General features: G+C 38.0%; 23 protein-coding genes. 8 read left to right on the top strand and 15 right to left on the bottom strand.

Features of this window, described 5'->3' with window-relative positions; translation table 11 throughout:
* Nucleotides 1-26: 26 nt before the first annotated feature.
* The 3 genes from F993_RS20030 to F993_RS12895 are packed head-to-tail and all read left to right on the top strand — an operon-like array spanning nt 27 to nt 2,966.
* Nucleotides 27-191, top strand: a complete 165-nt coding sequence (locus F993_RS20030; RefSeq protein WP_004653475.1) for a DUF1427 family protein — start codon at nt 27-29, stop codon at nt 189-191.
* A 40-nt stretch (nt 192-231) separates the two neighbouring features.
* Nucleotides 232-942, top strand: coding sequence for a YoaK family protein (locus F993_RS12890; protein ID WP_004653474.1), 711 nt, complete (start codon nt 232-234; stop codon nt 940-942).
* A 53-nt stretch (nt 943-995) separates the two neighbouring features.
* Nucleotides 996-2,966: an esterase/lipase family protein gene (locus F993_RS12895; protein WP_004653473.1), complete on the top strand. Its 1,971-nt coding sequence runs from the start codon at nt 996-998 to the stop codon at nt 2,964-2,966.
* A gap of 51 nt (nt 2,967-3,017) precedes the next feature.
* Here F993_RS12895 and F993_RS12900 read toward each other — a convergent pair whose 3' ends face one another.
* The 6 genes from F993_RS12900 to F993_RS12925 form a co-directional block, all read right to left on the bottom strand.
* Complete coding sequence (locus F993_RS12900; RefSeq protein WP_004653471.1) at nt 3,018-3,443, bottom strand: SgcJ/EcaC family oxidoreductase; 426 nt, start codon at nt 3,441-3,443, stop codon at nt 3,018-3,020.
* A gap of 99 nt (nt 3,444-3,542) precedes the next feature.
* Nucleotides 3,543-4,241: a DUF1826 domain-containing protein gene (locus tag F993_RS12905; protein WP_004653470.1), complete on the bottom strand. Its 699-nt coding sequence runs from the start codon at nt 4,239-4,241 to the stop codon at nt 3,543-3,545.
* A gap of 257 nt (nt 4,242-4,498) precedes the next feature.
* A complete protein-coding gene (locus F993_RS12910) occupies nt 4,499-5,704 on the bottom strand; it encodes an NAD(P)/FAD-dependent oxidoreductase (protein ID WP_004653469.1) in 1,206 nt (401 codons plus the stop codon).
* Between the two features lie 160 nt (nt 5,705-5,864).
* Nucleotides 5,865-6,413 carry an RrF2 family transcriptional regulator gene (locus F993_RS12915; RefSeq protein WP_004653468.1) on the bottom strand — a complete coding sequence of 183 codons (549 nt, stop codon included), beginning with the start codon at nt 6,411-6,413 and terminating at the stop codon, nt 5,865-5,867.
* Between the two features lie 196 nt (nt 6,414-6,609).
* Entirely contained in the window at nt 6,610-7,632 is a 1,023-nt protein-coding gene (locus tag F993_RS12920; protein ID WP_004653467.1) for an MBL fold metallo-hydrolase, read from the bottom strand.
* Nucleotides 7,633-7,777: 145 nt separating this feature from the next.
* Entirely contained in the window at nt 7,778-8,347 is a 570-nt protein-coding gene (locus F993_RS12925; RefSeq protein ID WP_004653466.1) for a TetR/AcrR family transcriptional regulator, read from the bottom strand.
* Between the two features lie 207 nt (nt 8,348-8,554).
* On the opposite strand from F993_RS12925, the gene F993_RS12930 reads away from it, so the two are divergent.
* Complete coding sequence (locus F993_RS12930; protein WP_004653465.1) at nt 8,555-9,433, top strand: LysR substrate-binding domain-containing protein; 879 nt, start codon at nt 8,555-8,557, stop codon at nt 9,431-9,433.
* 82 nt (nt 9,434-9,515) lie between these two features.
* Here F993_RS12930 and F993_RS12935 read toward each other — a convergent pair whose 3' ends face one another.
* Complete coding sequence (locus F993_RS12935; RefSeq protein WP_004653464.1) at nt 9,516-10,217, bottom strand: SDR family oxidoreductase; 702 nt, start codon at nt 10,215-10,217, stop codon at nt 9,516-9,518.
* Nucleotides 10,218-10,569: 352 nt separating this feature from the next.
* Between F993_RS12935 and F993_RS12940 the strand changes: the two genes are divergently transcribed.
* Nucleotides 10,570-10,911, top strand: coding sequence for a hypothetical protein (locus F993_RS12940; protein WP_004653463.1), 342 nt, complete (start codon nt 10,570-10,572; stop codon nt 10,909-10,911).
* A gap of 27 nt (nt 10,912-10,938) precedes the next feature.
* Here the strand turns inward: F993_RS12940 and F993_RS12945 are convergent, their stop codons facing one another.
* Nucleotides 10,939-11,175 carry a VF530 family protein gene (locus tag F993_RS12945; RefSeq protein WP_004653462.1) on the bottom strand — a complete coding sequence of 79 codons (237 nt, stop codon included), beginning with the start codon at nt 11,173-11,175 and terminating at the stop codon, nt 10,939-10,941.
* 744 nt (nt 11,176-11,919) lie between these two features.
* Nucleotides 11,920-12,984: an alpha/beta hydrolase gene (locus F993_RS12950; RefSeq protein ID WP_004653460.1), complete on the bottom strand. Its 1,065-nt coding sequence runs from the start codon at nt 12,982-12,984 to the stop codon at nt 11,920-11,922.
* Nucleotides 12,985-13,319: 335 nt separating this feature from the next.
* Between F993_RS12950 and F993_RS12955 the strand changes: the two genes are divergently transcribed.
* Complete coding sequence (locus tag F993_RS12955) at nt 13,320-14,501, top strand: MFS transporter (RefSeq protein WP_004653459.1); 1,182 nt, start codon at nt 13,320-13,322, stop codon at nt 14,499-14,501.
* A 334-nt stretch (nt 14,502-14,835) separates the two neighbouring features.
* Nucleotides 14,836-15,729: a LysR family transcriptional regulator gene (locus F993_RS12960; protein WP_004653458.1), complete on the top strand. Its 894-nt coding sequence runs from the start codon at nt 14,836-14,838 to the stop codon at nt 15,727-15,729.
* 164 nt (nt 15,730-15,893) lie between these two features.
* On the opposite strand, the gene F993_RS12965 is transcribed toward F993_RS12960, so the two are convergent.
* The 3 genes from F993_RS12965 to F993_RS12975 form a co-directional block, all read right to left on the bottom strand.
* Nucleotides 15,894-17,192, bottom strand: coding sequence for an NADH:flavin oxidoreductase (locus tag F993_RS12965; RefSeq protein WP_004653457.1), 1,299 nt, complete (start codon nt 17,190-17,192; stop codon nt 15,894-15,896).
* Nucleotides 17,193-17,418: 226 nt separating this feature from the next.
* Nucleotides 17,419-18,687, bottom strand: coding sequence for an NADH:flavin oxidoreductase (locus F993_RS12970; RefSeq protein WP_004653456.1), 1,269 nt, complete (start codon nt 18,685-18,687; stop codon nt 17,419-17,421).
* A gap of 105 nt (nt 18,688-18,792) precedes the next feature.
* Nucleotides 18,793-19,290, bottom strand: coding sequence for a DUF2505 family protein (locus F993_RS12975; RefSeq protein ID WP_004653455.1), 498 nt, complete (start codon nt 19,288-19,290; stop codon nt 18,793-18,795).
* A gap of 234 nt (nt 19,291-19,524) precedes the next feature.
* On the opposite strand from F993_RS12975, the gene F993_RS12980 reads away from it, so the two are divergent.
* A complete protein-coding gene (locus F993_RS12980) occupies nt 19,525-20,562 on the top strand; it encodes an AraC family transcriptional regulator (protein WP_032812448.1) in 1,038 nt (345 codons plus the stop codon).
* Nucleotides 20,563-20,848: 286 nt separating this feature from the next.
* On the opposite strand, the gene F993_RS12985 is transcribed toward F993_RS12980, so the two are convergent.
* From F993_RS12985 to F993_RS12995, 3 genes are read right to left on the bottom strand one after another with little or no spacing between them, the layout of a single operon-like run.
* Nucleotides 20,849-21,286, bottom strand: a complete 438-nt coding sequence (locus F993_RS12985; protein ID WP_004653452.1) for a DUF2147 domain-containing protein — start codon at nt 21,284-21,286, stop codon at nt 20,849-20,851.
* A gap of 17 nt (nt 21,287-21,303) precedes the next feature.
* Nucleotides 21,304-22,308: a fumarylacetoacetate hydrolase family protein gene (locus F993_RS12990; protein ID WP_228254112.1), complete on the bottom strand. Its 1,005-nt coding sequence runs from the start codon at nt 22,306-22,308 to the stop codon at nt 21,304-21,306.
* Nucleotides 22,277-23,356 (bottom strand): amidohydrolase family protein, encoded by a 1,080-nt coding sequence (locus tag F993_RS12995; RefSeq protein ID WP_004653450.1) that lies wholly within the window; start codon nt 23,354-23,356, stop codon nt 22,277-22,279. The genes F993_RS12990 and F993_RS12995 overlap by 32 nt, the downstream gene beginning before the upstream one ends.
* Nucleotides 23,357-23,509: the final 153 nt, after the last annotated feature.

Raw genomic sequence — 23,509 nt, 5'->3', positions numbered from 1 at the left:
TTAAGTGAAATCTAGGGAAAAGCACGATGAAAATGTATTTGATCTCTTTAGCTGCTGGGCTTTTGGTCGGTGTCATATATTACTTGTTGAATGTTAAATCACCAGCACCACCGTTAGTGGCATTGTGTGGCCTGTTAGGAATGGTGATCGGTGAACAATTACTTCCTGCGCTAAGAAATTTGATCAGTTGAAATCTAGCCGAATATAGGCTTGTTTTTTAGGAATTAGAAGATGGATGAGAATATAAAAAAACAGCCCTTGAGCTTATGGGACAGTTGTCGAGATCCAGTATTACTCACTGTCGTTGGCGGTGCAATTGATACCATAGGTTTTATTGCACTGTTCGGTTTTTTCACTGCCCATGTGACTGGAAACTTGGTACTGGCTGGGGCTGCATGGGTAAGTGGTGGATCTGGTATCTGGATTAAACTGGCTGCAATACCATTGTTCATTGTGACGGTTGCAGTCACCAAGTTCTGTATTGATCATAGTCGTCAAAAGAGTAAGACGCTCAGTTATTTATTTCTGGGCGAAGCCATTTTTTTAACGGGTTTTATGCTGTCAGGTCTTTATTTTGAACCTTTTCAGAATGCAAATTGTCTCACTGTTGCTGTTACGGGTGGTTTGGGCTTAATTGCCTTGGCAATTCGAAACACATCAAGTAAAACCCTGATTAAACATATCAGTCCGAGTACCATGATGACTGGAAATACGACTCAGTTAGGGATTGATATTTCTAATTATATTCATCAGCCTAATTCTGAGAATAAACAAAAGTTACTACAAAGTTTCAGCATTGTGATGGGTTTTATTGTGGGTGCGTTTTTGGGGGCGATTCTTTATGTTTACCTCGATTTTTGGAGTGTTGCTTTCTTTATCATTCCTGTGCTTTATTTGGCTTATCTTGCAGCTCATCATCGTTTTGTTCAACCTGAAACATAAACGGACAGAGTTAGTGCTTTGTTGTTGAATCGTGATGAATGAGGTTGTATCGCATGATAATCAATAGAAGAACGCTAATAAAGGGCATTGTTTTACTTTGTCTCTTTTACAGCTTATCTGCCTGTCAGCTCGTCAAACTTCAACAACGAAGTTTGAGTGCATCCTTGACCGATAAAACTCAAAGTATTTTAACGAGACCTCAATTAAGCGATGCTACACAGAATACCTTATTACTGTCTGGTCTTAAAATTGATCAATGTATAAGTCAGCCGGATCAATGTGTACAAACACTACAACAGAAATTAACCGATAATAGTGAGCAAAGTTATGCTGCAGCCAGTGAGATTTATCTAACACGTGCATTGCAACTCAGTCATGAAAAACATTGTGATATTCCCCTGTCACAAATACAGCATTCAACAAAACAAAATCAGTGTTTAGATCAAGTACTGACTTTACTTGATCAGAGTATTCGTTTTAGCTATGCCTATTTATTTGAAACGCAATATACACCTCAACAACGTATTTTTGATCAGAGGCAAACGCAGGTTCGACTTTTTTATAACGTAGCACTTTCACGATTGATCACGACTGCTTATTTACGCTATCAATTTACTCATTTTCCAAAACAATTACTCATTAATCAGCATCGTTATTCTTTCAATTTCGATGATTATCCTGAATTGGCAACAACAGATATTCAATTACTGCAATCAAGCTACAATATGCGTTTTTCTGGATTTTATAGTGTTAACCGTCGAGATGGTTTTGGCTCAGAATTTGTGTTGGTTGCAAAGAATAAGCAGCCATTGAATCCTAATTATATTTATGATCCAGAAAGTTATTATGCAGGTAAAGAAAATCCCTATATTCATACCGCAAGATATTTATCTGTTACTGCTGTGGCACAACCGAACGGAAAAACTTCAGTTCAGCAGCTACTTAAAGATGCACCGTTAGAAATTCAGCTGATTGATCCTTTTCGCTATGACGAAGTTAAAGTTGCTGGGCAGAATTATCTATTAACCGCAAATTATTCTGCTCCATATGGTCTTTGGCTAGCTGAGAACAACTTGGGGGGAACAGGATATAAAACCTTGATTGATCGTAAAGAACAACTCAGCATGCCACATTTGTTTATGTTGGAACCCTATAATCCGAATAAGAAAATCATTATCTTTATTCATGGCTTAGCCAGTAGCCCAGAGGCATGGATTGCACTGACGAATGATATTTTAGGGGATGAGAACCTGCGTAAGCATTATCAGGTTTGGCAGGTTTTCTACTCCACCAACATGCCGATTTTAGAAAGTCGTGCCCAGATTTATGCCTTGTTAAAACAGGCATTTGCAATGCATGATCCTAAAGATGCTGCAATGTCTGACGCTGTTCTGATTGGGCATAGTATGGGCGGGATTATTAGTCGCTTGATCATGGGGCAAGGTGATATCCGTCAGCAGGCAGTAGAAGCCATCAATAATGATAAAGCACATGATTTTATTTTTTCACCCGCCGTCAGTAAGCGCTTTGTCTTCCGTCCAATTGATCAAATTAACCGCATTATTTTTATTGCAACGCCACACAAAGGTACTGCCTATGCAGATCGTTGGTTTACGCTTGCATTACGTAAAGTTATTCATTTACCCAGTAAGTTTTTAAATGCAGCTGAGGTTGCGGTCACAGAAAAGAAGATTGACCTACAGCAAATGAAAAATAGTCTTGAATCAGGCATTATTGAAAATGGACCAAGTGATTTAAGTTATCAATCTAAATTTATGAAAATGAGTCAGGATATTCAACCAATAAAGGGTTTAGCGTACCATTCAATCATGGGGAATATCACGCAAAACCAAGACCCCAATAAAATGACAGATGGTATCGTTCCATATACCAGCTCGCATTTAGAGGGGGCATTATCCGAAAAAATCGTTCAAGGTGGGCATTCGATTCAGGAAAAACCTGAAGCAATTCTAGAGTTAAGACGAATTTTAAAATTACATGTGAAACAGCATCCCTTGCCATAATGATGATTTAGAGTCCAACAATTTGATGATGGGAACAGTAGTCTCTAAATTTTAGTCATCTCTTAAGATTGTTTGGCCTGTGCGTGGATTGGTGAGGGTTACGTTTTCTACGGCACGAATCAACCAAAATCCGTTCTGTTTGCATAGGACCGCTAGAATCAATGTATCCACTTGATGTGGACCCGCTGGATGGGCAGTGCCAGCGGTTAATCTGCTCCAAAAATGAATAATCACCACATCCTCTGTGATTGAACTCAGCTCAATGATTTCATTCTGAAGCGTCGAATCGCGATAGATGGTTTCATGAATAGGAACATGTAAGGCAACAATTTCTTTTATACCTTTTACATAGTGCCCAAAACGATTTACAAAGCTTGCATCCTCACAAAATAACGATGCGAAGGCCACCATATCATGCTCATTCCACGCAGTTTGGAATAAATATGGGATTTGTTCTGGGGTAGTTGCTTTAGCCATGATCTTTTCCTTAATTTGGCCCATAAAAATCTAGATCAATATTTGGCAAAACCATAAAATAAATTAATAAGCAGATGAAATTTAAAATCAAATAAATATTCAACAAATCAAGAGCAGTCTATATTCACCCTCATTTTCAACAGGCGCTCGATGAACACAAGGGAAGGCCTGTTGTGTGGGATGATCTACCGCTAAACGCCAAAGATGACCTGTGCCTAAATTCACTGGTTTGGCATTTGGTTTAGGTTGGTAGTGTAAATCAAAAAAATACTCTTCTAAGAATGTTTCAAATTCAGCTTCTGGGCCATTATGTAATTCTTTGAGCTTTACTCTGATTTCTGGAATTTGAATCTTTTGCTCGACTTGTTCATGAGGCAGGATATCACTTGCTGGACCGTGATAAGTACATAGAAAAGTATCTGTTTCGATGGGGGAACGATCCACATGATATGAATATACATCGGTAGAAATGAAATCGAGCTCTTCATCGCGTTCGTAGCATTTCAGTAGATTAAGTGAAGGGGAAGCACCGAAATCAATTAAGCGCTGTATATCACTTAAGATGGTCTCTCTTGCCTGACTGCCTTGTTCTGAAAGTTGTAACGCCAAAAGATCTTCAACAGAGATTTCTGTAATGTTTTCTTTTAACTCAAGTTTAGCCACAATCTCTTGAAAATCACCTAACAAATCACGATGCCAGCAAATGGCATTCATCACACCTTGAAAATTGGAATTCACAAGTTCAGAAAAGGTCGAAACCATGCTAATTTGAGTGTTATCAGACGGTATATTCTTCATATTAGAACTAAATCATAAACTATCGAGAATTATACACTTATGGCTACAGAAAATATTGTATTTCAATCTATTCTGTCAATTTGACCTTTGCCAGCACATCTCCACAGCAAGCACTGACTTCAACGACTCAAGTGAAAAGGTGGTAATAGAATATACGACCATGCCATGAGTTATCATGATTCAAAATGAAACCCCAAAAGTCACTTTCGACTTCTGAGGTTTTCAAACAGAACTATGGTTAATAAAAACAGCTTATGTTAAGGAACAATAACAAAATCAGGGTTTGCTACGGCAAAAATGGCTTCGCGATCTGCGGTGGGTGGATATATCCATACCGTATTAATTTCTTGCTTAATTTTTTTCGCTTCTTCACGTACAAATTTAACTTGTCGATCCCAGCCTTCCGTATAAAGTGCACCCCATGGACCTAAATCAACACAAGTCACATACTTTGGCTGGCTATACGGGTGTAATGGTAAATTGACTAACTCTGCGGCTGCATTATAACCTGCAACACGGCCTAGACTCATGGCATGTTGGCAAGACATGACGTTGAAATTTCCTAAATCATCGGTTGCAACTTTTACCGTATCACCCGTCACAAAAATATGTTTTGCATCAGGCGCATGCAAATAAGCATCAGCTAGAATACGCCCTAAATTATCTTTTTCACCTGCAATTTGAGCAGTAAGCGAATTGGCACGCATGCCTGCTGTCCAAATGACGGTTTCTGTTTCGATTCTTTCACCATTAGAAAGGGTGACACCAGCGGCATCAAGTGCGGTAACGCGTAAACCCGCTATAGCTTCAACACCCAGTTCAGTGAGTGCTTCACGAATCACAGCTGCTGCTTCGTCACCAATTGCTGCACCGATTTCTGCTGATGAATCAACCAAAACCACACGAATATCAGTTTCAGCTAAAATGCTACGCAGGCGTTCAGGCATTTCCGTCACTGTTTCAAGCCCTGTAAGTCCACCACCAGCAACAACTACGGTATTACGTGCCGCACTGGCAGGCTTATTGGCTAGGCTTCTAAGATGCTGATCTAGCTTTTCAGCATCTTCCAATGTGCTGACACTAAATCCATATTCTTTAAGACCAGGGATAGGCGGCATATAGCCAGTACTTCCTGTTGCCAAAATAAAACGGTCATAACTTAAGCTTTGTTGATCGCCGTCGATTGTTGTCATCACAAGATTTTGGGCCGCAGCATTCACTTCATTTACCCAGCCGGCTACATATTTAACGTCAACAACATTCAATATCTCTAAAATGTCAGGGTACATATTTTCAAGTACAGCTTCATAAAGACGAGGACGAATATCAACATTCGGACTCGGGGAAACCATCAGCACTTCAATATTTTGTTGTTGCGCAGCCAAATGAATGGCTCGTTGTGCGGCAAGTGCAGCCCATAGACCTGCAAAGCCAGAACCGGCAATAATAATACGCTTACTCATTTAATGATCCTTTTGGTCGATTCATTCGAACATACAAATTCCAACTCATCATAAAATTCAGGATGAGCGAATCCTTTCTCTGACTGTTCGAAAAATCTGAGAAGGGGGGGTAAAAAGGTTAGGAGTGTGATTACTTTAGGATACTAAGTCCTATCACGCTTTAGTCGGGAATATCGCGTGCTATTTTACTTTTCCGCATTTTTGCTGTTCTTCCTTCGATGCGTTCATTGATCCAGCCATTCACATCACTAAAAAATACATCAGGTGCATAACGGCTAAAACGGTCGGCAATATCACCCAGTGTATGCGCGCCTAATGCATCTTGCATCGCTTTCTCGGCCTGTAACATAACAGCATGTACGGCACAGACCCCATTTGTTGCCCAATTGGGTGGAGCATTATTAAAGACCGCACATTTTCCACGAACTTCTTGGCATTCAAAAAGCGGTTTTTCACCTTCAATTGCATTCACAATATCGAGAAAACTGATTTCGTGAGCAGATCGGGCCAGTAAATACCCGCCACGAACGCCTTCTTGCGCCAAAACAAGTTTTGCCTTTTCAAGTTTAGGAAAGATCTTGGCCATAAAGCTAGGAGAGACGCCTTGCAATTCAGCCAAATCCTTACTACTCAATGGTTTATCTTCATTATTTACCAGAAAAAGAAGACAGTGAATCGCATACTCGACGCTACTAGTGATATAAGCCATTTCATTTCATAATTGATCAATTACAAACACAGACTAATGTAGTCTGTGTTTTAAGTCAACAATAAAACTAAGACAAAGTTAGTCCTAGTTTTAACAAGAGATAATAAAATAAAAAGAATAGGGTTATATCACTGAATTTAAATAGCTTTAACCTAAGGTTGTGTGAGATAAATAATTTAAAAAGGATCGAAAAAAATCACGAACGCCACCAATAATTTTCGACATTTGGCTGATTTAAGTCCAATATTTCACCCATTTGAGGAGTACTGATTGCTAAGTTATTTTGCTGAGCCAAAGCCACAATCCGTTCGAATGGGTCATCCCAAGCATGCAGGGCCAAGTCAAAAGTTCCATTATGGACAGGCAACAAATGACGTCCTTTTAAATCCAGATGAGCTTGTAAAGTTTGCTCAGGTTGCATGTGAACATCTGGCCATTCTGGATCATAGGCACCAGTTTCTAACATGGTAAGATCGAAGGGGCCATAACGGTGTCCAATCTCTTTAAATCCATCGAAATAACCCGTATCACCACTAAAAAACACCCGTAAATCATTATCAATAATCATCACCCACGATGCCCATAGTGTTGCATTGCTATCACCCATACCACGACCTGAAAAATGATGAGCAGGGGTGGCAATCAGCTCAAGACCATCTACATGAGTCGTGTCCCACCAATCAAGTTGCTGCACCTTTTCTGCTGGCACGCCCCATTTAATCAGTGCGTCACCAACACCAAGCGGTGTTAAGAAGTGTTCAACTTTATCTTTGAGTTGGAGTACTGCATGGTAGTCGAGGTGGTCGTAGTGGTTATGTGACAAGATCACGCCTTTAATCGGCGGTAAGTCAGCAATGCTAATTGGTGGTTGATGAAAACGCTTTGGGCCAATCCACTGAAAAGGCGAGGCGCGTTCAGAAAAAACAGGATCGGTTAACCAAAATTCATTACGCAATTTTAATAAAATGGTTGAATGCCCAAGACGAAATAGCGAACGATCAGGGGCACTCATGAGTTGTTGTTTTGATAAACTTAACACAGGAATTTCTCGGTTTGGCACCGTATTTTTGGGTTTGTTAAATAAAAATTTCCACATTAAGCCGAGCGTTTTTCCGAAAGAATGTGTGTGCAGATTCGGCCGTGTATTGCTAAATTTCCCATTGTGCTGCTGTGATGACATCAAGGGAGAAGGCAAGTCTGTTGTGTTTGAAATCGTCATTTTGTTTTCCTTGAGTGGAACAACCTATATGTGTAAATAAGAACTGGGGATAAGTGCTTATTTTGACTTTTTAAATGAGTATTTAATCACTCATTAATTTGTTTAAAAAAATAAGAATGCCGGACATCCTTATTTTAGTCTTTGTCTACATTGAAACTGCATGCCAAAATGCTTCAAAACCTGACTTACGATAAAGATCAGCTTGAGATGCATCTTGGGCAATAAAATTGAGTGTGACTTCAGCAAGTGCACCTAAAATTGAACCGATAAACAGGGGTGGGTAATCTCTTAATTTACCATCATCAATATGCGCTTGAATGGTCTTGGTAAAATCACAAAAAGTTTGCATACCAATTTGTTTACTCTGTTCTGTAATTTGTTCTGAAGTCGACAGCTGTGCCATCACTTTACGTTTCAGTGGTGCCTCTAAACTCCAGTCCAAATAGCTTTGCCAGATATAAAACATTTGGGTTTGCAGGTCTGAGTGGGTCGGGTAATTGAGCATGATGACCTGACGCAGTTCAGCCTTTAGCGAAAGGTATAACTGGTTGAGTAGTTCCTCTTTATTACTGAAATAAGTAAATAAAGTACCTTCTGCTACACCAGCGACTTTGGCAATTTTTGAGGTAGACGCACGCTCTCCAAGTTCTGCTAATGTTTCAATAGCAGCATTTAAAATTGCATTACGTTTATCTTCACTACGAGGGCGGGCCATATACAAATATATTAGTTGAGTGATTACTCAATCATACATAGAAATAGATAAAGCGCAAGATCTATTTTTTGAAAGAGAAGGGCTTCCCAAGATCATAAGCGATAACATCGCTTAAATAGGCCTACATAGCAAATTTGGCCCCTTAAATGGCTTGTATACAATTCACAAAAAAATTAGAGTGTAGAAAAACTACTTGCTTATGTGTTTATGGTATCTCGTCGAAAACTTCCATCTTTAAATGCTTTACGTGCATTTGAAACAGCGGGCCGAAAGTTAAGTTTTCGCGCTGCTGCTGATGAGTTGGGAGTAACTCAGGGCGCGATTGCGCAGCAGGTTCGAGCATTAGAAGATCATCTAAAGGTTACGCTATTTCAACGGCTTCCTCGGGGACTACGTTTAACACCTGAAGGAGCAAAGTATCTGGTCGATATAACTCGTGCTTTTGATATTCTTGCTGAATCAACAGAATCACTATTAGACCAGCCAGATCGCGTAACGATAAGTGTCACACCAACGATTGCGACCAAAATATTGATTCCTCGATTAGGTGATTTACATGCAGTACTACCTGATATAGATCTATGTACACTTGCGACTGAATCGGTTTCAGACTTTGACCGTGATCAAGTTGATATCGCAATTAGGCTCACCCAAAAATCATTTCCAGAAAATCTAGAAGCCCAATTATTGTTTCGTCAGGAACTTATCGCGGTAGCAAGTCCAGATTTTATTAAGGATTTAACACTTCCTCTAGAACTTGAACAGTTGATCAGTATGCCACTGCTACATGATGCCCATGATCATTGGCCAAAGTTTCTGAATACTAACGCCACATTAGCTGGAGCCGTATTTAATCAAACCGCGTTGGCAATAGATGCTGCCTTGTCTGGGCAAGGCGTTGCTTTAGCATGCCGAGCCTTTGTAGATACTGATATTCAATCAGGAAAACTGGTACAAGTAACTTTGGATACAAAAACTGTGGAACCAAGTTATTATCTTGTCAGAAAAAGAACCTCACATTCGAATAGTACAGCCGATAAAACTTGGCAGTGGTGCATCGAATATTTAGGTACGAAGCAAAAATAAAAATAGATACTTATTTGTGATAATTCAGTTAGTTATAATCTTGAAGGGATAATTTATCCCTTCAAATTTTTATTAAAAATCATTATACAGAGCGAGTTAAGCCGCCATCTACTCGGATATTTTGTCCAGTAATATAAGCCGCACCATCCGACGCAAGGAAAGCAACTGTCGCCGCAACCTCTTCGGTTGAACCATATCGTTTCATTGGAACACTATTCGCACGTTCATCTGTCTTTGGTAGACTATCAATCCAACCTGGTAAAACATTATTGATACGAATGTTATCAATCGCATATGTATCTGCACAAATCTTAGTAAAAGCTGCTAATCCAGAACGGGCAACGGCAGACGTTGGAAATAGTGAACTAGGCTCAAATGTCCATGCACTGGAAATATTTACAATCACGCCGTGTTTTTGTTGTTGCATGATCGGAATTACTAAACGAATAGGGCGTACAGCATTGAGAAAATAAGTATCTATACCATCATGCCAATCTTGATCTGTTAATTCTAAAATGCCTTTGCGTGGGCCATGTCCAGCACTGTTGACTAAAACATCTATACGTCCCCAACGAGCAAGCGTTTCATCAATAAGGCGTTGAATATCATCTATTGATTGATTAGATCCAGTAACACCTAAACCATTCAGTTGATTAGCAAGGATTTCACCTTTGCCTGATGAAGATAAAATTGCAACTTTGTATCCATCTGCTGCTAGTTTTTTTGCAACAGCTGCGCCCATACCACTTCCTGCAGCTGTAACAATAGCGACTTTCTCAGCCATGATTTTTACCTTTTAATGTCATTCGGAATATGAAAGAGTTAGCTCATTTTAAAATCATATTAAAGTTCAACCATGTGCTGAGCAAACGATAAATTTTCGTTAAAGCCAGTAGAAAATCTACAGGCTTGATCCGCAATCAAATCAAGTTTAAAAAGATATAGAACGATTTTTAGGTATTATTCTTTATGCTAAATCGACAGGATTGCATTTCATTTAAACAAGCTCAAGCCACACAGATGAGAACTATGTGTAATCCTGAATATGTGCTGTTACAACATGTGTAAATTGCTAGATTCTCTCATGAGATTGTTCCAGTATAGATTTAGATACCCGAATTTTCAGGACAATGATCATGGCAATAAGATATCGTATATTATTAAAATATCTTGCTATTTTAGGTTTTGTGGCAAGTTCATCCGTGATGAGCAGCATAACTTTCGCAAGTTCTGAGCAGGCATGGAACAAACACGATCAGGAAATAAAAGCGGCTTGTATAAAAGCGAGTCAACTTAAAAATGCCAAGATAGTGAGCAATGTCATGCTGTTTGATGATCGTGTTGGATATTCGGCACTCCTAATTGAAGGAAAATATCCTCAAGCACATATGAAAAACAAAACAGGACAAGAGCTTTGTTTATGGAACAAAACTTCGAAGAAAGCCTATTTAACTGAAGTAAACATGAAAGTACATTGAAGTCATAGCCATGCAGAGTTTTGATCGCTACGATTTCTGTTTGGCTTTTTGGCGTAAGACATACAAATATAAACTTTCTACTTTTTCACGTGCCCATGGTGTGGTGCGTAAGAATCGCAATGATGACTTTACACTTGGATCTATGCAAAAACACCTAATTTCAATTTTACGACTTAAGCCTTCAAAGCCACCGTAATAATCCAATAACTCATCCAAAATATTAGCAAGTTTTTTGCCGTGTAGAGGGTCATTGGAGGCGTTCATAATAGATCAACTATATTTGGGGAGACCATCATTATAACCTGAACTCCTTGAAAAATGAGAGGGTTAGCATTTAAGCGTAATGAACATAGAAAATTACAGCTTATCTTCCTATTGATGTGTGCTGAAATAGCAGGAGACATTCACCTAGGTGATTCTAGGCAGCCGACTTGTAAAAATCTTCTGCCATTTAATTTGGTGTCTTAAAATCTAGACCTTTCTTTTTATGTTATGCAATGAGAACCCAAAGTCAGCAACGTGAATTATGATCATAAAGATTCGCATTGCTGAGTTGTGGCAACAAACAGTGTTGTGTAGGCCACAGTCTTGCATACTCCAATTTACTTATGTTCACCTGGAATCTAATTCACAATAAAATTTATTTTTAATAAGTAATTAAATTAATTACTTAGAGTATTAAAATAATTACTTATAAAATATTTGGTTCATGAACCTAGCTATGAATGCATATTTTCCTACTAAAAAGGTCTTAAGAATAGACAAAATATGTCTAGGAGAGTGGTTGCAGTCCACCTCTAATTAAAAGGTGTCTACAAAATCAGTGGCTATTCAAAGTGTCCAAATTGGGGAAGATATAAAGTAGTACAGATGGTAAAAATCTGCCTAATGCAATCAGAATAAGGCTTACTTTATATTTCGTTCTCATCATGGTTGGGCAATAATATGGGCTTTCAATTAAAAAAGCCAAGTCGATTTTAGTCTGCTCAACTTGGCTAAATTATAAAATTACTTTAAGTTTTTAGTAAAGAAATCAGTTAGTTTATCGAAAGGAATTAAATCAACTCGGTCATAAAGATCAACGTGTCCGGCACCCTTGACGTAATATAGCTCTTTAGGTTCACCAGCACGTTTATAGGCATCTTCACTGAACTCTTTGGAATGTGCCTGATCGCCAGTAATAAATAGCATTGGACGAGGTGAGATGGTTTCTATGTCATTAAATGGATAGAAGTTCACAAATCTAACTTCACTTGTTAAAGCTCTATTTTGAGTTTGCTCCAAAGTTTGACCTTTAGGAATAGCTGCTCCGCGCGGTGTTCGATAAAAGTTATGAAATTCACTTACAATAGGGTCGCTATTGGCATCGACTGTTTTAGGTAAATAGTTTATCCATTGTTTTCCTTTACCTTGAAACTCTGAATAACGTTGTTCTGCTGCTGTTTCTAGCATTTTTTTACGCTGCTCAAGCGTCTGCGAGTGATTTAAACCGTTACGTGTTACAGCCCCCATATCATACATGGCAACAGTAGCAATAGCTTTTAAACGAGGATCAAGTTTTGCTGCACTGATCGCAAAGCTACCGCTACCACAAATACCTAATACACCAATACGATTACGATCAATAAAAGTTTGACTACCTAAATAATCTACCGCAGCATTAAAGGCTTCTGTATAGAGTTCGGGGGCAACTAAGTTGCGAGGTTGTCCCTCACTTTCGCCCCAGAAAGGTAAATCAATTGCTAAAGTTATAAAGCCTTGCTCTGCCAATTTCTGTGCATAAAGCATTGAGCTTTGTTCTTTCACCGCTCCCATTGGATGTCCCACAATAATTGCAGGAGCTTTAGTATTCTTATTTAAATTTTTAGGAATCACTAAATTACCGACAACATTCATGTTGTATTGATTTTTGAACGTAACTTTTTGAATCGTGACCTGACTACTTTGATAAAAGTTATCTGCATCTTTTGGCATATCTGCCGCCATTGTTGAAGTTGAAGAAAATAAGCCTATTATGGCAATAAGGGTTGCTGTTAGAGTCGCATTACGAAATTTCTTTATATGTGATTGCATGATTCCTGCTTCCTGTAAAAAGATGATTCATGAATTTAGGGATTGAAATGAGTTTATCTATTCTTTCAGAGAAGTATTAGCCTAAAAAAACAGCATAGACTTATGAATAATATTCATTAATTAGAGGGCATAAATTTTAAGTGGTTGAAAATAATGTGTTTAAATAAAAATTATTTGATTTTTTAAAAGTGTAAGTGCTAAGAACTGCGAAAAATACGATGTTTATACTTTTATGATTCATGAATTATATACATAACTCTATTCGGCTTAAGCTACTTATTCCAGTTGATCCTTATTTTTATAATTACTACTCCAATTTCGAGTAGAGATAGTCAATGCTTAACCCTGAAGAAAAAGAAAGCCTCGTAGAAGCTCCTGCCTACTGGAGTGGGGTTTTTGCAATGACCTTATGTGTTTTTGCCTTGATTGCATCAGAGTTTATGCCAGTGAGTTTACTGACACCGATTGCAACAGATCTGAATGTTACTGAGGGTTTGGCTGGACAAGGAATTGCAATTTCAGGTGCTTTTGCTGTCATAACAAGTTTGACGATTTCTCGCTTAGCAGGAGATATGAATCGTAAAACACTTTTGTTAGTTTTAACGGCTATTATGGCAATTTCAGGTGCAATCGTGGCACTAGCCCAAAATTATATAGTTTATATGCTAGGTCGGGCGTTGATTGGTTTGGTAATTGGTGGTTTTTGGTCGATGTCAGCCGCAATGGCAATGCGATTAGTGCCGAGCTCACAAGTACCTAAAGCATTAGCAATTTTTAACAGCGGTAATGCATTGGCAATGGTGATTGCTGCTCCTTTAGGAAGTTATCTCGGCTCAATCATCGGTTGGCGAGGTGCATTTTTATGCTTAGTTCCTGTAGCTATCATCGCTTTTATTTGGCAATGGTTGAGTTTGCCCTCAATGCCAGCTACTTCGCGTCAAACAGAAAAGCAATCATCCATTTTGGGGTTATTGCGTAATCCAGTCGTTATGATGGGTATGTTAGCGATCAGTTCATTTTTTATGGGACAGTTTTCTCTTTATACCTATGTGCGACCATTTTTAGAAACCATAACTCGGGTTGATATTTCGACCCTGTCACTTATTTTACTGGGGATTGGGGTAATGGGATTTATTGGTACTGCCGTAATTAATACGTTCTTGAAACGTCGTTTTTATGCAACTTTGATCGTTATTCCTATTATGATGGCTGTTATCGCATTGTCACTCGTATTTTTTGGAACTTGGACGATGGTAGTTGCAGTATTACTTTGTTTATGGGGGTTCTTAGCAACAGCAGCACCTGTAGGATGGTGGGGATGGTTAGCACGTACCTTACCCAATGATGCAGAAGCAGGTGGCGGGTTAATGGTGGCGGTGATTCAACTTGCAATTGCTTTAGGTTCAACACTGGGTGGAGTTTTATTTGACCATAGTGGTTACCAGATAACTTTTGTAGCCAGTGCACTTATTTTGGTTATTTCTTCTATTTTGATATCTCGTTTGACGACAAAGTAATCCAATTGAGTCGAATATTCATAAACGAATATGAATAAAGAAATAAGCATTGTCACGAGCAGAATGTTAGATTAGAGCTTATATATTTCTTTTAATAATGAACGTGGTGAGGGAATATGCCATGTTCAAATCTCTTATAGTTTTTAAGAATCATAGATTTTTTATTTTTAACTTCAATTATTTGTCCGAAGCATAACAGATTATAGAAATACGAAAATGTATGAGCAAGGAACTAAAAGGGGATAGAGTCATGAATAGGATTAATAAATCATACGTTTCTAAGTGGTATTATTTAAATATTAACGCTTAAATTACTGAACCATAGAGGATCTAGATGATTACAAAAGAGAACTATAATGATCTATATGCCTTTCTGATGGTGACTCGTGAAGGTAGTTTTACTAAAGCAGCAGGTAAGCTAGGTGTTTCCCAGTCTGCTTTGAGCCATACCATTCGTGGACTGGAAGAGCGTTTAGGGATGTTGTTGCTCACTCGGACTACACGTAGCGTTTCTCCAACAGAGGCTGGTGACAAGCTAAGACAGACGATTGGAGCGAGTTTTGATCATATAGATAATGAATTATCATTACTGTCGAAACTAAGAGATACACCAGCGGGAAATGTAAGAATAAATGCAAGTCATCATGCTATCCGTTATGTGCTATTACCTAAATTAAAGCAATTAACGCAGCTTTATCCAGATATCAATATTGAGCTAACAGCAAATAATGGCATGGTTGATATTGTAGCGGAACGTTTTGATGCAGGTGTCCGTTTTGGTAGTCGGGTAGCGGAAGGAATGATTGCTGTTCGGATTAGTTCAGATGTCAGAATGGTTGTTGTGGCATCGCCTGAATACCTTGTACTAAAGGGCATCCCAGAAAAACCTCAAGATTTGATTCAACACAACTGTATTGGCTATCGATTGTCTACTCAAGGTGGATTATATCAATGGGAATTCTTGGTTGAAGGCATTGAAACTAAAATTAAAGTTTCTGGGCAATGGGTCTTTAATGATTCTGAGCTTATTGCTGATGCAGTATTAGCTGGAGAAGGCATTGCTTACATTCCTGAAGAGCTCATTCAGGACAATTTATTACAAGGGCAATTAATAAAAGTATTGGATGAGTATGCAATAGCATACCCAGGATTTCATTTGTATTATCCTCATCGTAGACAGCAGTCACCAGCTTTGAAACTTGTTATTGACACATTAAGAATAAATTAAATCATTGTTTGTGGCACATTAAGCTTATGGGAGTTCTTGTTATTTCTTTACGAAATGAGACTTTGAGGAAAACTTATTTAACTGAAGCAAATATAAAAGTGCATTTTAGAGGTATAAAGTTATAAAAACTAAAAACCAAGTTCATGAACTAAAAGATTCATACATTAAAAAAGAATATCTGTGTCTAGCATTATCTGACGTTTATTTGACATTTCTGGTTCATAGCAATCCACCGCCATTCCCCCTAAACGAGCAATACATTTATTGCAATACTGGCAAATTGGATAATCAAGCTCTGAATGATATAAGTTATGGTAAAGATAAGGATCTGCGATAAATGCACGGGCACACGATATAGCATCACTATGTCCATTAATTAAAGCATTTTCCATTACCTCTCTTGAGACAAACCCACCACTTGCAATCACAGGTATATCCAGTGCGCGTTTAAAGTGTTTTACATAGGGCATGTTATAACCTTCACCTTTTGGAGCTGACCAAGTGAGAAAGCTTTCAATCATGGGAGACATGGACAAGGCTATTTTCTTCCGAGTAGATGAAAAACCCATTCCCGAACCATGCTCTATATTTGTTTTTAAGAACCCATGATAAGAACCAGACAACATGGGTGGGACAGACTCATAATGAGCTCGACTGATCTCAATCGCATCAACTCCCTCATTTTGTAGAGCAACTGCAAAAGTCACTAACTCATCAGTGGTTGCGCCTCGTCGAAAAGCGAGAGCATCTGTACCATTGACTTTAGCCAAAATCGGAAAATCATCTCCAACACACTGACGAATGGCTTTAACAATCTGTAAGGGTAATCTCATTCTATTATCTAGATTGCCACCATATAAATCTTTTCGTCGGTTGGTATAGGGAGCTAAGAATTGGCTTATCAAATAACCATGAGCAAAATGCAATTGAATACCATCAAAGCCCGCCATTTTAGCCCTAACCGCAGCTCGAACAAAATCATCAATGATCTTTGGAATTTCATTTAGCTGTAAGGCACGAGGCTTTGTACCTAATGATTGTTCCATTACGTTTGATGCAGACACCACAGGATTATCTGCATCATTTGGTCTGACAACTTGACGACCACCATGATTCAGTTGTGCAATCAATTTAGTTTTTTGACCATGTGCGTGTATAGCGTCTACCCAAGTTTTTAAACCTGCGATTTTATTATCTGCATCAATGCTTGCCTGTTTACCAGCTGAATGACCTTGCTTAGAAATACAAAGATTTCCAGTAAAAATTAAAGGGGTCTTTGCTTTTGCCATAGGGAGATAGAAATCGATTAACGCATCTGTAACAAATCCTTCAGTTGTAGCTCTTGTTTCACTCGTTGCAGATTTAAAAACACGTCCAGAAACATTCATTTTACCAATCTTCAAAGGTTGGTATAGAAGCTGTTCTATTTGTTTCTCATGAGACTTATCATTGAATTGTGTCATAGAATATTATCGCTATTTGTTTTTAGTTAACTGAATCTAAAAGTTATTTGAGGGTTTCTATTTCTATCAATCTATACGCGCAAAAATTTATCTTTGATTCAATGTTAACTTTTAGAAAATCTTTAATTCTTTGAAGTAAATATATTTACATACAAGGAGTATCTAATCCTCAGAACAAAGTAGTTAGAGTGAGGATTAGAGTATCCTTCTGAATGGTTGAAATATATTAACTTGAATGGAATATTCTTGCTTTAAGCATGCGATCACGATCTGGTTGCACGTTAGGATTGAAACATCCAACACCTAACTCACCACCTGCACTTCCAATACATAAATTACAATAATCACAAACAGGGGCTTGTGGAATCGGATGGTAAAGGTGATGGAATAAATAAGGATTTGCGATCAAGCCACGCCCTATAGAAACTGCATCTATTCGTTTTTCTCGAACGGCATTTTCCATTGAAGCTTTGTCATTAAAACCACCACAACTAAATACAGGGATAGAAAGTGCCTTTTTAAACTCTTCAGCATAGCTCACATTAAAGCCTTGACGGGCAGGGTAATTATGATTGAGAAATGGTTCAAAAAATATTGCAATCACACGCATAAACAAACGTTGCCAAAATGGGAATGTGGAAGCCATCCCGACCTGAGTTTGCCTTTTTATAAAACCAGACCATTTTCCAGACAATGTACTTGGGATTGTGGAAAAATGTCCTCGAGTAATTTCAATTGCATTTAAACCCTCATTTTCAAGTTGCTTTGCCAATATGATTTGATCTTCAAGCTTAACCCCACCAGGACGATCATCGCATCCGTTTAGCTTCGCAATAATTGGATAATGAGGACCAACTCTTTCCCGAACCGCTCTATATATTTCTAAAGCCAGATTCATGCGTTTTTCAGCATTTCCACCATACTTATCCTTCCTGCGATTAGTGCCAGGCGTCAGAAACTGACTAATCAAATAACCATGAGCCATTTGAATTTGTACTCCATCGCAACCTGCTTTTTGAGCTCTTTCTGCGGCATCTGCATAAGACTTGATGAGATCAGGAAATTCTTCTATTTTTAATGAGCGAGAAATTCCCAGTAGAGTAGGATGTAAGCGGCCAGTAGATGTAACGGGATAATCAGTAATACCTTCAGCAGATGAACGCATTTGAGAGCCACCGTGATTGATCTGGGCGATTAGCTTTGTTCCGTATTGGTGGCACATATCCGCTAGTTTCTTCATCCCCGGAATTTTATCATCATGATCTAAAGCTAACTGTTTACCTCCGGATTTTCCTTGCCAAGAAACAAAAATATTTCCTGTGATGATTAAAGGTAATTTAGACTCCGCCATAGGTCGATAAAAATCTAATATTCCATCGGTCATAAATCCTTCATCAGTGGCTAGAGTCTCATGAGTTGCTGTTTTAAATACGCGTCCTGAAACTTTCAAAGACCCAAAATAAATTGGATTTTCTAATATAAAATTTGAAGACATTTGTTCGACTTCCTTAAAATATGATCGTTCTAATTACCTAAAAATAGCGGTGTCAACAGATTAACGAATGGTATTACTTCTGAAGATTAGAAATATTTAAATTAATCAAATATATGTGTTGCTTTTAATTTCATCACATACAATTTTCAATTCAATATCACTAAAACGTCGAATCTCAGACTCAGCATGTTTTGCAAGCATGTTGCCGATGAGGGGGACATTCACTTTAACTTCCCAGTCAACAATAATTGTCAACTTGCCATTTTCTATTGAGTAACGTGCTTGGTTATTAAAACTACTTGGCATATTCATTTGAAAAGTGGATTTACAAATTAAATGCTCAATATCCCAATGATCTTCACGAACAAGTTTGAATGCTCCATTTAAGAACTTTCTTGCTATTTCTGGGATATTTACATCTAGATTTTGGGACCGTTTAAGGTAATATTTCGAACCCGTAAATTCTTTATTGAGTATCTCTAAATTTTCACATGGTACTTTTGAGCAGACACTTAGATGAAACTTTTGATTTGACAGTATTTTTTGGGCCTCGGCCAATGTACAGGGTACTAACTCCTGTTTTACCGTAAAGCGATGTGCCATTTCCTAACTCCTTTAAGGCTGGGTAGACGTACTGTTCATACACAACATCATCAATGGAATTAAGTTTTACGGCTTGATGGAAAATGCCAAAGAATTGATACTTTGCGCCAAAATATAAAAATGAGTAAAGTATTTAGGAATCAATTATTTTTACGGTTTTATAATTGATTTACACTTACTTGACACCTCTCAGAAAACTATTTGATACTTTGTGCCATATTAGAATGAAACGAGATTATTGGATTGAATAAACCGTTACATAGTAGAAAGATTCCTGAAACATATGTTCGATTATTGTTTCAATATCTTGAGGCACATGGGCATGACCCAGAAAAAATTCTTGGCGAACCTTGGCCTGTAGTCGATTCAAGTGGCTTAGGTGGGATAGATGTTGATCATTGGGAAGAGTTGCTTATTATTGCAAGGGAATATTTGAATGATCCTTTAATAGGTTTACATGTTGGTCAAACGATTACGGCACAACATCTTGGAATTTTAGGTTCAGTTTTTCTAGCTTGTGATAATCTTGGAGCAGTCTTAGAACGTTTTGAACGTTATCATCGCCTTTTATATGATGTTGTTCCCGCATCTGTCCAGATGCATACTGACTATGTAGAAATTTCATGGGAAGTTCAAGATTACCAAGTGAATAGCTTATCTGATGAAACTGGTTGGGCCGTGATAATCCAGTTTTGTCGAAATCTAATAGAGGGCCAAGATAAATTAAAAGCTGTTCATTTTATTCATAAGCAACCCGCAGACATCAAGCCTTATGAAGATTATTTTGGGTGTCCTGTTTTATTTGAACAGCCTATACCTCTCATGCGTTTTGATAGGGAAATGCTAACTATACCGCTTAAAAACTCTGATGCGACTTTAGTTGCTATACTTGAGAAGCATGCGGACACTTTACTTGCAAGTTTGCCACATAATGAAGAAATTATTGAACAAGTTCGAAAGCAGATCGCGTACTTAATCCCTCAAGGTGAACCCGACGTAGAACAACTTATAGAGATATTAAATTATTCACGTCGGACTTTTCAAAGACGTTTAAAAGAGGCGGGAACAACTTTTAGAAAAGAATTAAATTTTGTTCGATACGAGTTGGCAAAATCTTATCTGAGTGATCAAAGATTACAAATTGTAGAAATAGCATTATTATTAGGTTATGCAGAGCATAGTCCATTTACTAGAGCTTTCAAAGAATGGTCTGGTAAAACCCCACAGCAAGTAAGAGATGAGATAAAGATCAGATATCAACGATTTGATTAATTTTTCTATCTAGACAACGAATAGAGCAGTAAATATAATTATAAAAACTCTATAACATGCCTAATATATAAATAATTAGAAAAGTCATTTATTACAAGATCAAGCAAAAGCTGAACAGGCTAATAACTTGAATAAAGTTCAATATATTCAAAAAGGGTTGCAGCAAGTCGGTTCAATCTTTGAATTAAATTATCTTAAAAACTAAGTATCTCTTACTTTGAATGAGTTATTTTTGGATTAAACCTATTGTTCAATCCAAAAATAAGAATATTCTATTTTTTTCAAATCATTTAACTTTATACCAAGTCTGACTTCTGCCAAGTGCAGAAATACCAATGTAACCACGACCACTGAGCTTCTTACCATCAGGAGATAGGGCAGCATTAAAGCTATAGCTCTTACCTGTCTTAGGATCTAAGATTAATCCATTTGTATATTTGTTTCCACCTGAACTTTTTAAATTTTTGACGATAGTCAGACCAACTAATGATTTGTTTTGGTAGGCTCCTTCACATTTGGTACATTTATTCGCCTCACTAGGAACTAGAATTTTTTCGATGGTCGCTGACAGGGCACCATTTTTATCTTCACTAAATCTTACAAGAGCTCTTGGTTGATTGGTTTGATCATCAATCGTTTTCCATACCGTACCATTGAGCTGGTCAGATGCAAATGAATGAACGGAGTAAGATGCTAGTAAACATAAAAATAAATATTTTTTCATAACAATGGATTCTCTACTTAACAAACAGTATGCTTTTGATAGCCTAAATTGATTTTGCCATCACTACTAAAAATATGAGATTCGATCTGATCACCAATTTTCAGATATTGGGAGCGTCGGGACTGGCTTTTGTTAAACAATTGCCATTTGAGCTTCTCAGGTAAAAGCCCTGTCATTTTTATCAGGGTTGTCGATGGTAATCCAAGCGCACATCCAGATGGCGTACCTGTCATCACTACATCACCCACTTCAAAATTAGTAATCTGAGAGAATTCAGTTAGAGTCTCAGCGGGTTTAAAGACTAGATTCTCGGTCGAATCCTGTTGACGGACTTCGCCATTTACTTTCAATTTAAGTTGTAGCTTGTTGAGATAATGCATTTCTGCCTTATTTAATAAACAAAGCACCGGACCAAGCGGACAGAAAGTACGATAGCTTTTTCCTTTATAAAATTGCATTTGTGGAATCTGGATGTCACGCGCTGAAATATCATTGCCAATACATATACCTGCAATATATTCATGTAAATTTTCTGTGGTAACGGTGACACAGCCTTGCGTTTTTTTACCTAAGATTAGTGTTAATTCAATTTCATAGTCTAGTAAATTAACGTGATTTGGTTTTTCAATCCAGCCTGTTGGTCCATGAAGTGATGCCAATGATTTGGTAAAAAACATATTAAATGACTGGGTATCAGGATTGATTCCCGAATCAAGCATATGCTGGTGGTAATTTGCACCCTGACATAATATTTGCGATGGATTGGTGATTGGACTTAGTAGCTCTATCTCATCGAGTAAGTATTTTTCTTTACTCTCCATCGCTAATTTTGCTAGTTCTAGGATGCCACATTGAATAATTTCATGGGTGCTTTCAAAGTCATACAGAAAGGATGTAATTTGATCCTCCTGCATGAGTCCCCAACGTTTTTTATGTTGAGGATCAATAAAATGAACTATATGTAAAGCCATAACAAGTGTCTCAGCAATCCTATTTCGCACGCTTTTTTTCTGCGATTGCAATAATCGGCTGGGTCATCCAGCGTTTAAATTTGTTACCCAAAGATTCATGTTGGTAAATTGGGCGAGGACTGGCTTCTTCATTTGCTTTTTTGTATTGAGGGAACAAACTAAGTGCATTTCCTCTTTGAATTTTATAATGATCTGACTCATTAAAAATGCTTAATTCGCCAAGGGTCTGTACTTGCATATGTGAAACTGGCGCAGGTGCAAATGGAAAATCACTACCAAATAAAATTCTTTCAGTCCCTACGAGTTCTTTTAATGCTGACATAGCGTAAGGAGATGGTGATAACGCAGTATCAAAATAAAAACGCTTGATGTAGGTCATGATCCCTTGAGGCGCATTTTTATTCATTTCAGTCATTAGGTTGCCTAACGAGACTCGCCATGCAATATAAGGTAGGAAACCGCCTGCATGCGCGAGAATAAACTGGATATCTGGATAGCGCTCCATCACGCCAGAAGTAATTAAATTAACTGCTGCACGTGTGGTATCAGGTAAAAATTCAAGAATAAATCCAGGCGTGGTCAATCCTAGATTTTCACTGGTCTCATGCAAATTTGGATGAATAAAAACAATGGCTTTACGTTTGTTGAGTTCAAACATGAGTTCTTCAAAGCGGCTGTCACCAAGAAAAATACCATTAGTACTTCCCAATAAGACAATGCCATCCGCTTTCAGGACTTCTAATGCATATATTGCTTCTGCACAAGCCTCTTGAGTCAATGGCATTGGAAGAACTGCAAAGAATCCAAACCTGTTTGGAAAGTTTTGACGCATTTCAGCCGTATATTCATTACATTGACGAGCCAAGCGACATGCTTCTTGTACATCACCAAAATAGACACCGGGAGCGGATAAAGAGACGAGTGCCGTCTCAGTGCCGATCTGATCCATAATGTCAATTGATTGTGATGGCGTCCAGACAGGTAAGGGAGCACCCGCGACTTTGTCGATACCTTTATTCAGCATCGCCACTCTAAAAACCGGAGGAACAATGTGATGATGCACATCAATTCTTCCTTGCTGAAATATTGTATTTGTCATATCTGATCCTCAGCAGAGCTGTTCGTTTTTAGTTGCTAGTATTTCTAGACAACAAAATATCAATATGCTTATATTAGATCAATAGTGATTAAAATTGAACAATAGTGTTTAATATTTTTGTATTGTTTTAATTGCGAGTACATTCAGTTTTTT

The sequence above is a fragment of the Acinetobacter proteolyticus genome, assembly GCF_000367945.1.
Lineage (GTDB): Bacteria > Pseudomonadota > Gammaproteobacteria > Pseudomonadales > Moraxellaceae > Acinetobacter > Acinetobacter proteolyticus.
The sequence above is the reverse complement of the archived record's forward strand: the minus strand, read 5'-3'. Positions and strand labels throughout refer to the sequence as shown.

What these genes read in the sequence shown, in the direction of transcription:
- F993_RS12985 (WP_004653452.1), bottom strand. Translation starts at nt 21,286, where the DNA reads ATGAAAAAATATTTATTTTTATGTTTACTAGCATCTTACTCCGTTCAT.
- F993_RS12995 (WP_004653450.1), bottom strand. Translation starts at nt 23,356, where the DNA reads ATGACAAATACAATATTTCAGCAAGGAAGAATTGATGTGCATCATCAC.
- F993_RS12915 (WP_004653468.1), bottom strand. Translation starts at nt 6,413, where the DNA reads ATGGCTTATATCACTAGTAGCGTCGAGTATGCGATTCACTGTCTTCTT.
- F993_RS12930 (WP_004653465.1), top strand. Translation starts at nt 8,555, where the DNA reads ATGGTATCTCGTCGAAAACTTCCATCTTTAAATGCTTTACGTGCATTT.
- F993_RS12945 (WP_004653462.1), bottom strand. Translation starts at nt 11,175, where the DNA reads ATGAACGCCTCCAATGACCCTCTACACGGCAAAAAACTTGCTAATATT.
- F993_RS12895 (WP_004653473.1), top strand. Translation starts at nt 996, where the DNA reads ATGATAATCAATAGAAGAACGCTAATAAAGGGCATTGTTTTACTTTGT.
- F993_RS12965 (WP_004653457.1), bottom strand. Translation starts at nt 17,192, where the DNA reads ATGACACAATTCAATGATAAGTCTCATGAGAAACAAATAGAACAGCTT.
- F993_RS12940 (WP_004653463.1), top strand. Translation starts at nt 10,570, where the DNA reads ATGGCAATAAGATATCGTATATTATTAAAATATCTTGCTATTTTAGGT.
- F993_RS12920 (WP_004653467.1), bottom strand. Translation starts at nt 7,632, where the DNA reads ATGACGATTTCAAACACAACAGACTTGCCTTCTCCCTTGATGTCATCA.
- F993_RS12975 (WP_004653455.1), bottom strand. Translation starts at nt 19,290, where the DNA reads ATGGCACATCGCTTTACGGTAAAACAGGAGTTAGTACCCTGTACATTG.
- F993_RS12900 (WP_004653471.1), bottom strand. Translation starts at nt 3,443, where the DNA reads ATGGCTAAAGCAACTACCCCAGAACAAATCCCATATTTATTCCAAACT.
- F993_RS12905 (WP_004653470.1), bottom strand. Translation starts at nt 4,241, where the DNA reads ATGAAGAATATACCGTCTGATAACACTCAAATTAGCATGGTTTCGACC.
- F993_RS12925 (WP_004653466.1), bottom strand. Translation starts at nt 8,347, where the DNA reads ATGGCCCGCCCTCGTAGTGAAGATAAACGTAATGCAATTTTAAATGCT.
- F993_RS12950 (WP_004653460.1), bottom strand. Translation starts at nt 12,984, where the DNA reads ATGCAATCACATATAAAGAAATTTCGTAATGCGACTCTAACAGCAACC.
- F993_RS12960 (WP_004653458.1), top strand. Translation starts at nt 14,836, where the DNA reads ATGATTACAAAAGAGAACTATAATGATCTATATGCCTTTCTGATGGTG.
- F993_RS12890 (WP_004653474.1), top strand. Translation starts at nt 232, where the DNA reads ATGGATGAGAATATAAAAAAACAGCCCTTGAGCTTATGGGACAGTTGT.
- F993_RS12935 (WP_004653464.1), bottom strand. Translation starts at nt 10,217, where the DNA reads ATGGCTGAGAAAGTCGCTATTGTTACAGCTGCAGGAAGTGGTATGGGC.
- F993_RS20030 (WP_004653475.1), top strand. Translation starts at nt 27, where the DNA reads ATGAAAATGTATTTGATCTCTTTAGCTGCTGGGCTTTTGGTCGGTGTC.
- F993_RS12910 (WP_004653469.1), bottom strand. Translation starts at nt 5,704, where the DNA reads ATGAGTAAGCGTATTATTATTGCCGGTTCTGGCTTTGCAGGTCTATGG.
- F993_RS12955 (WP_004653459.1), top strand. Translation starts at nt 13,320, where the DNA reads ATGCTTAACCCTGAAGAAAAAGAAAGCCTCGTAGAAGCTCCTGCCTAC.
- F993_RS12970 (WP_004653456.1), bottom strand. Translation starts at nt 18,687, where the DNA reads ATGTCTTCAAATTTTATATTAGAAAATCCAATTTATTTTGGGTCTTTG.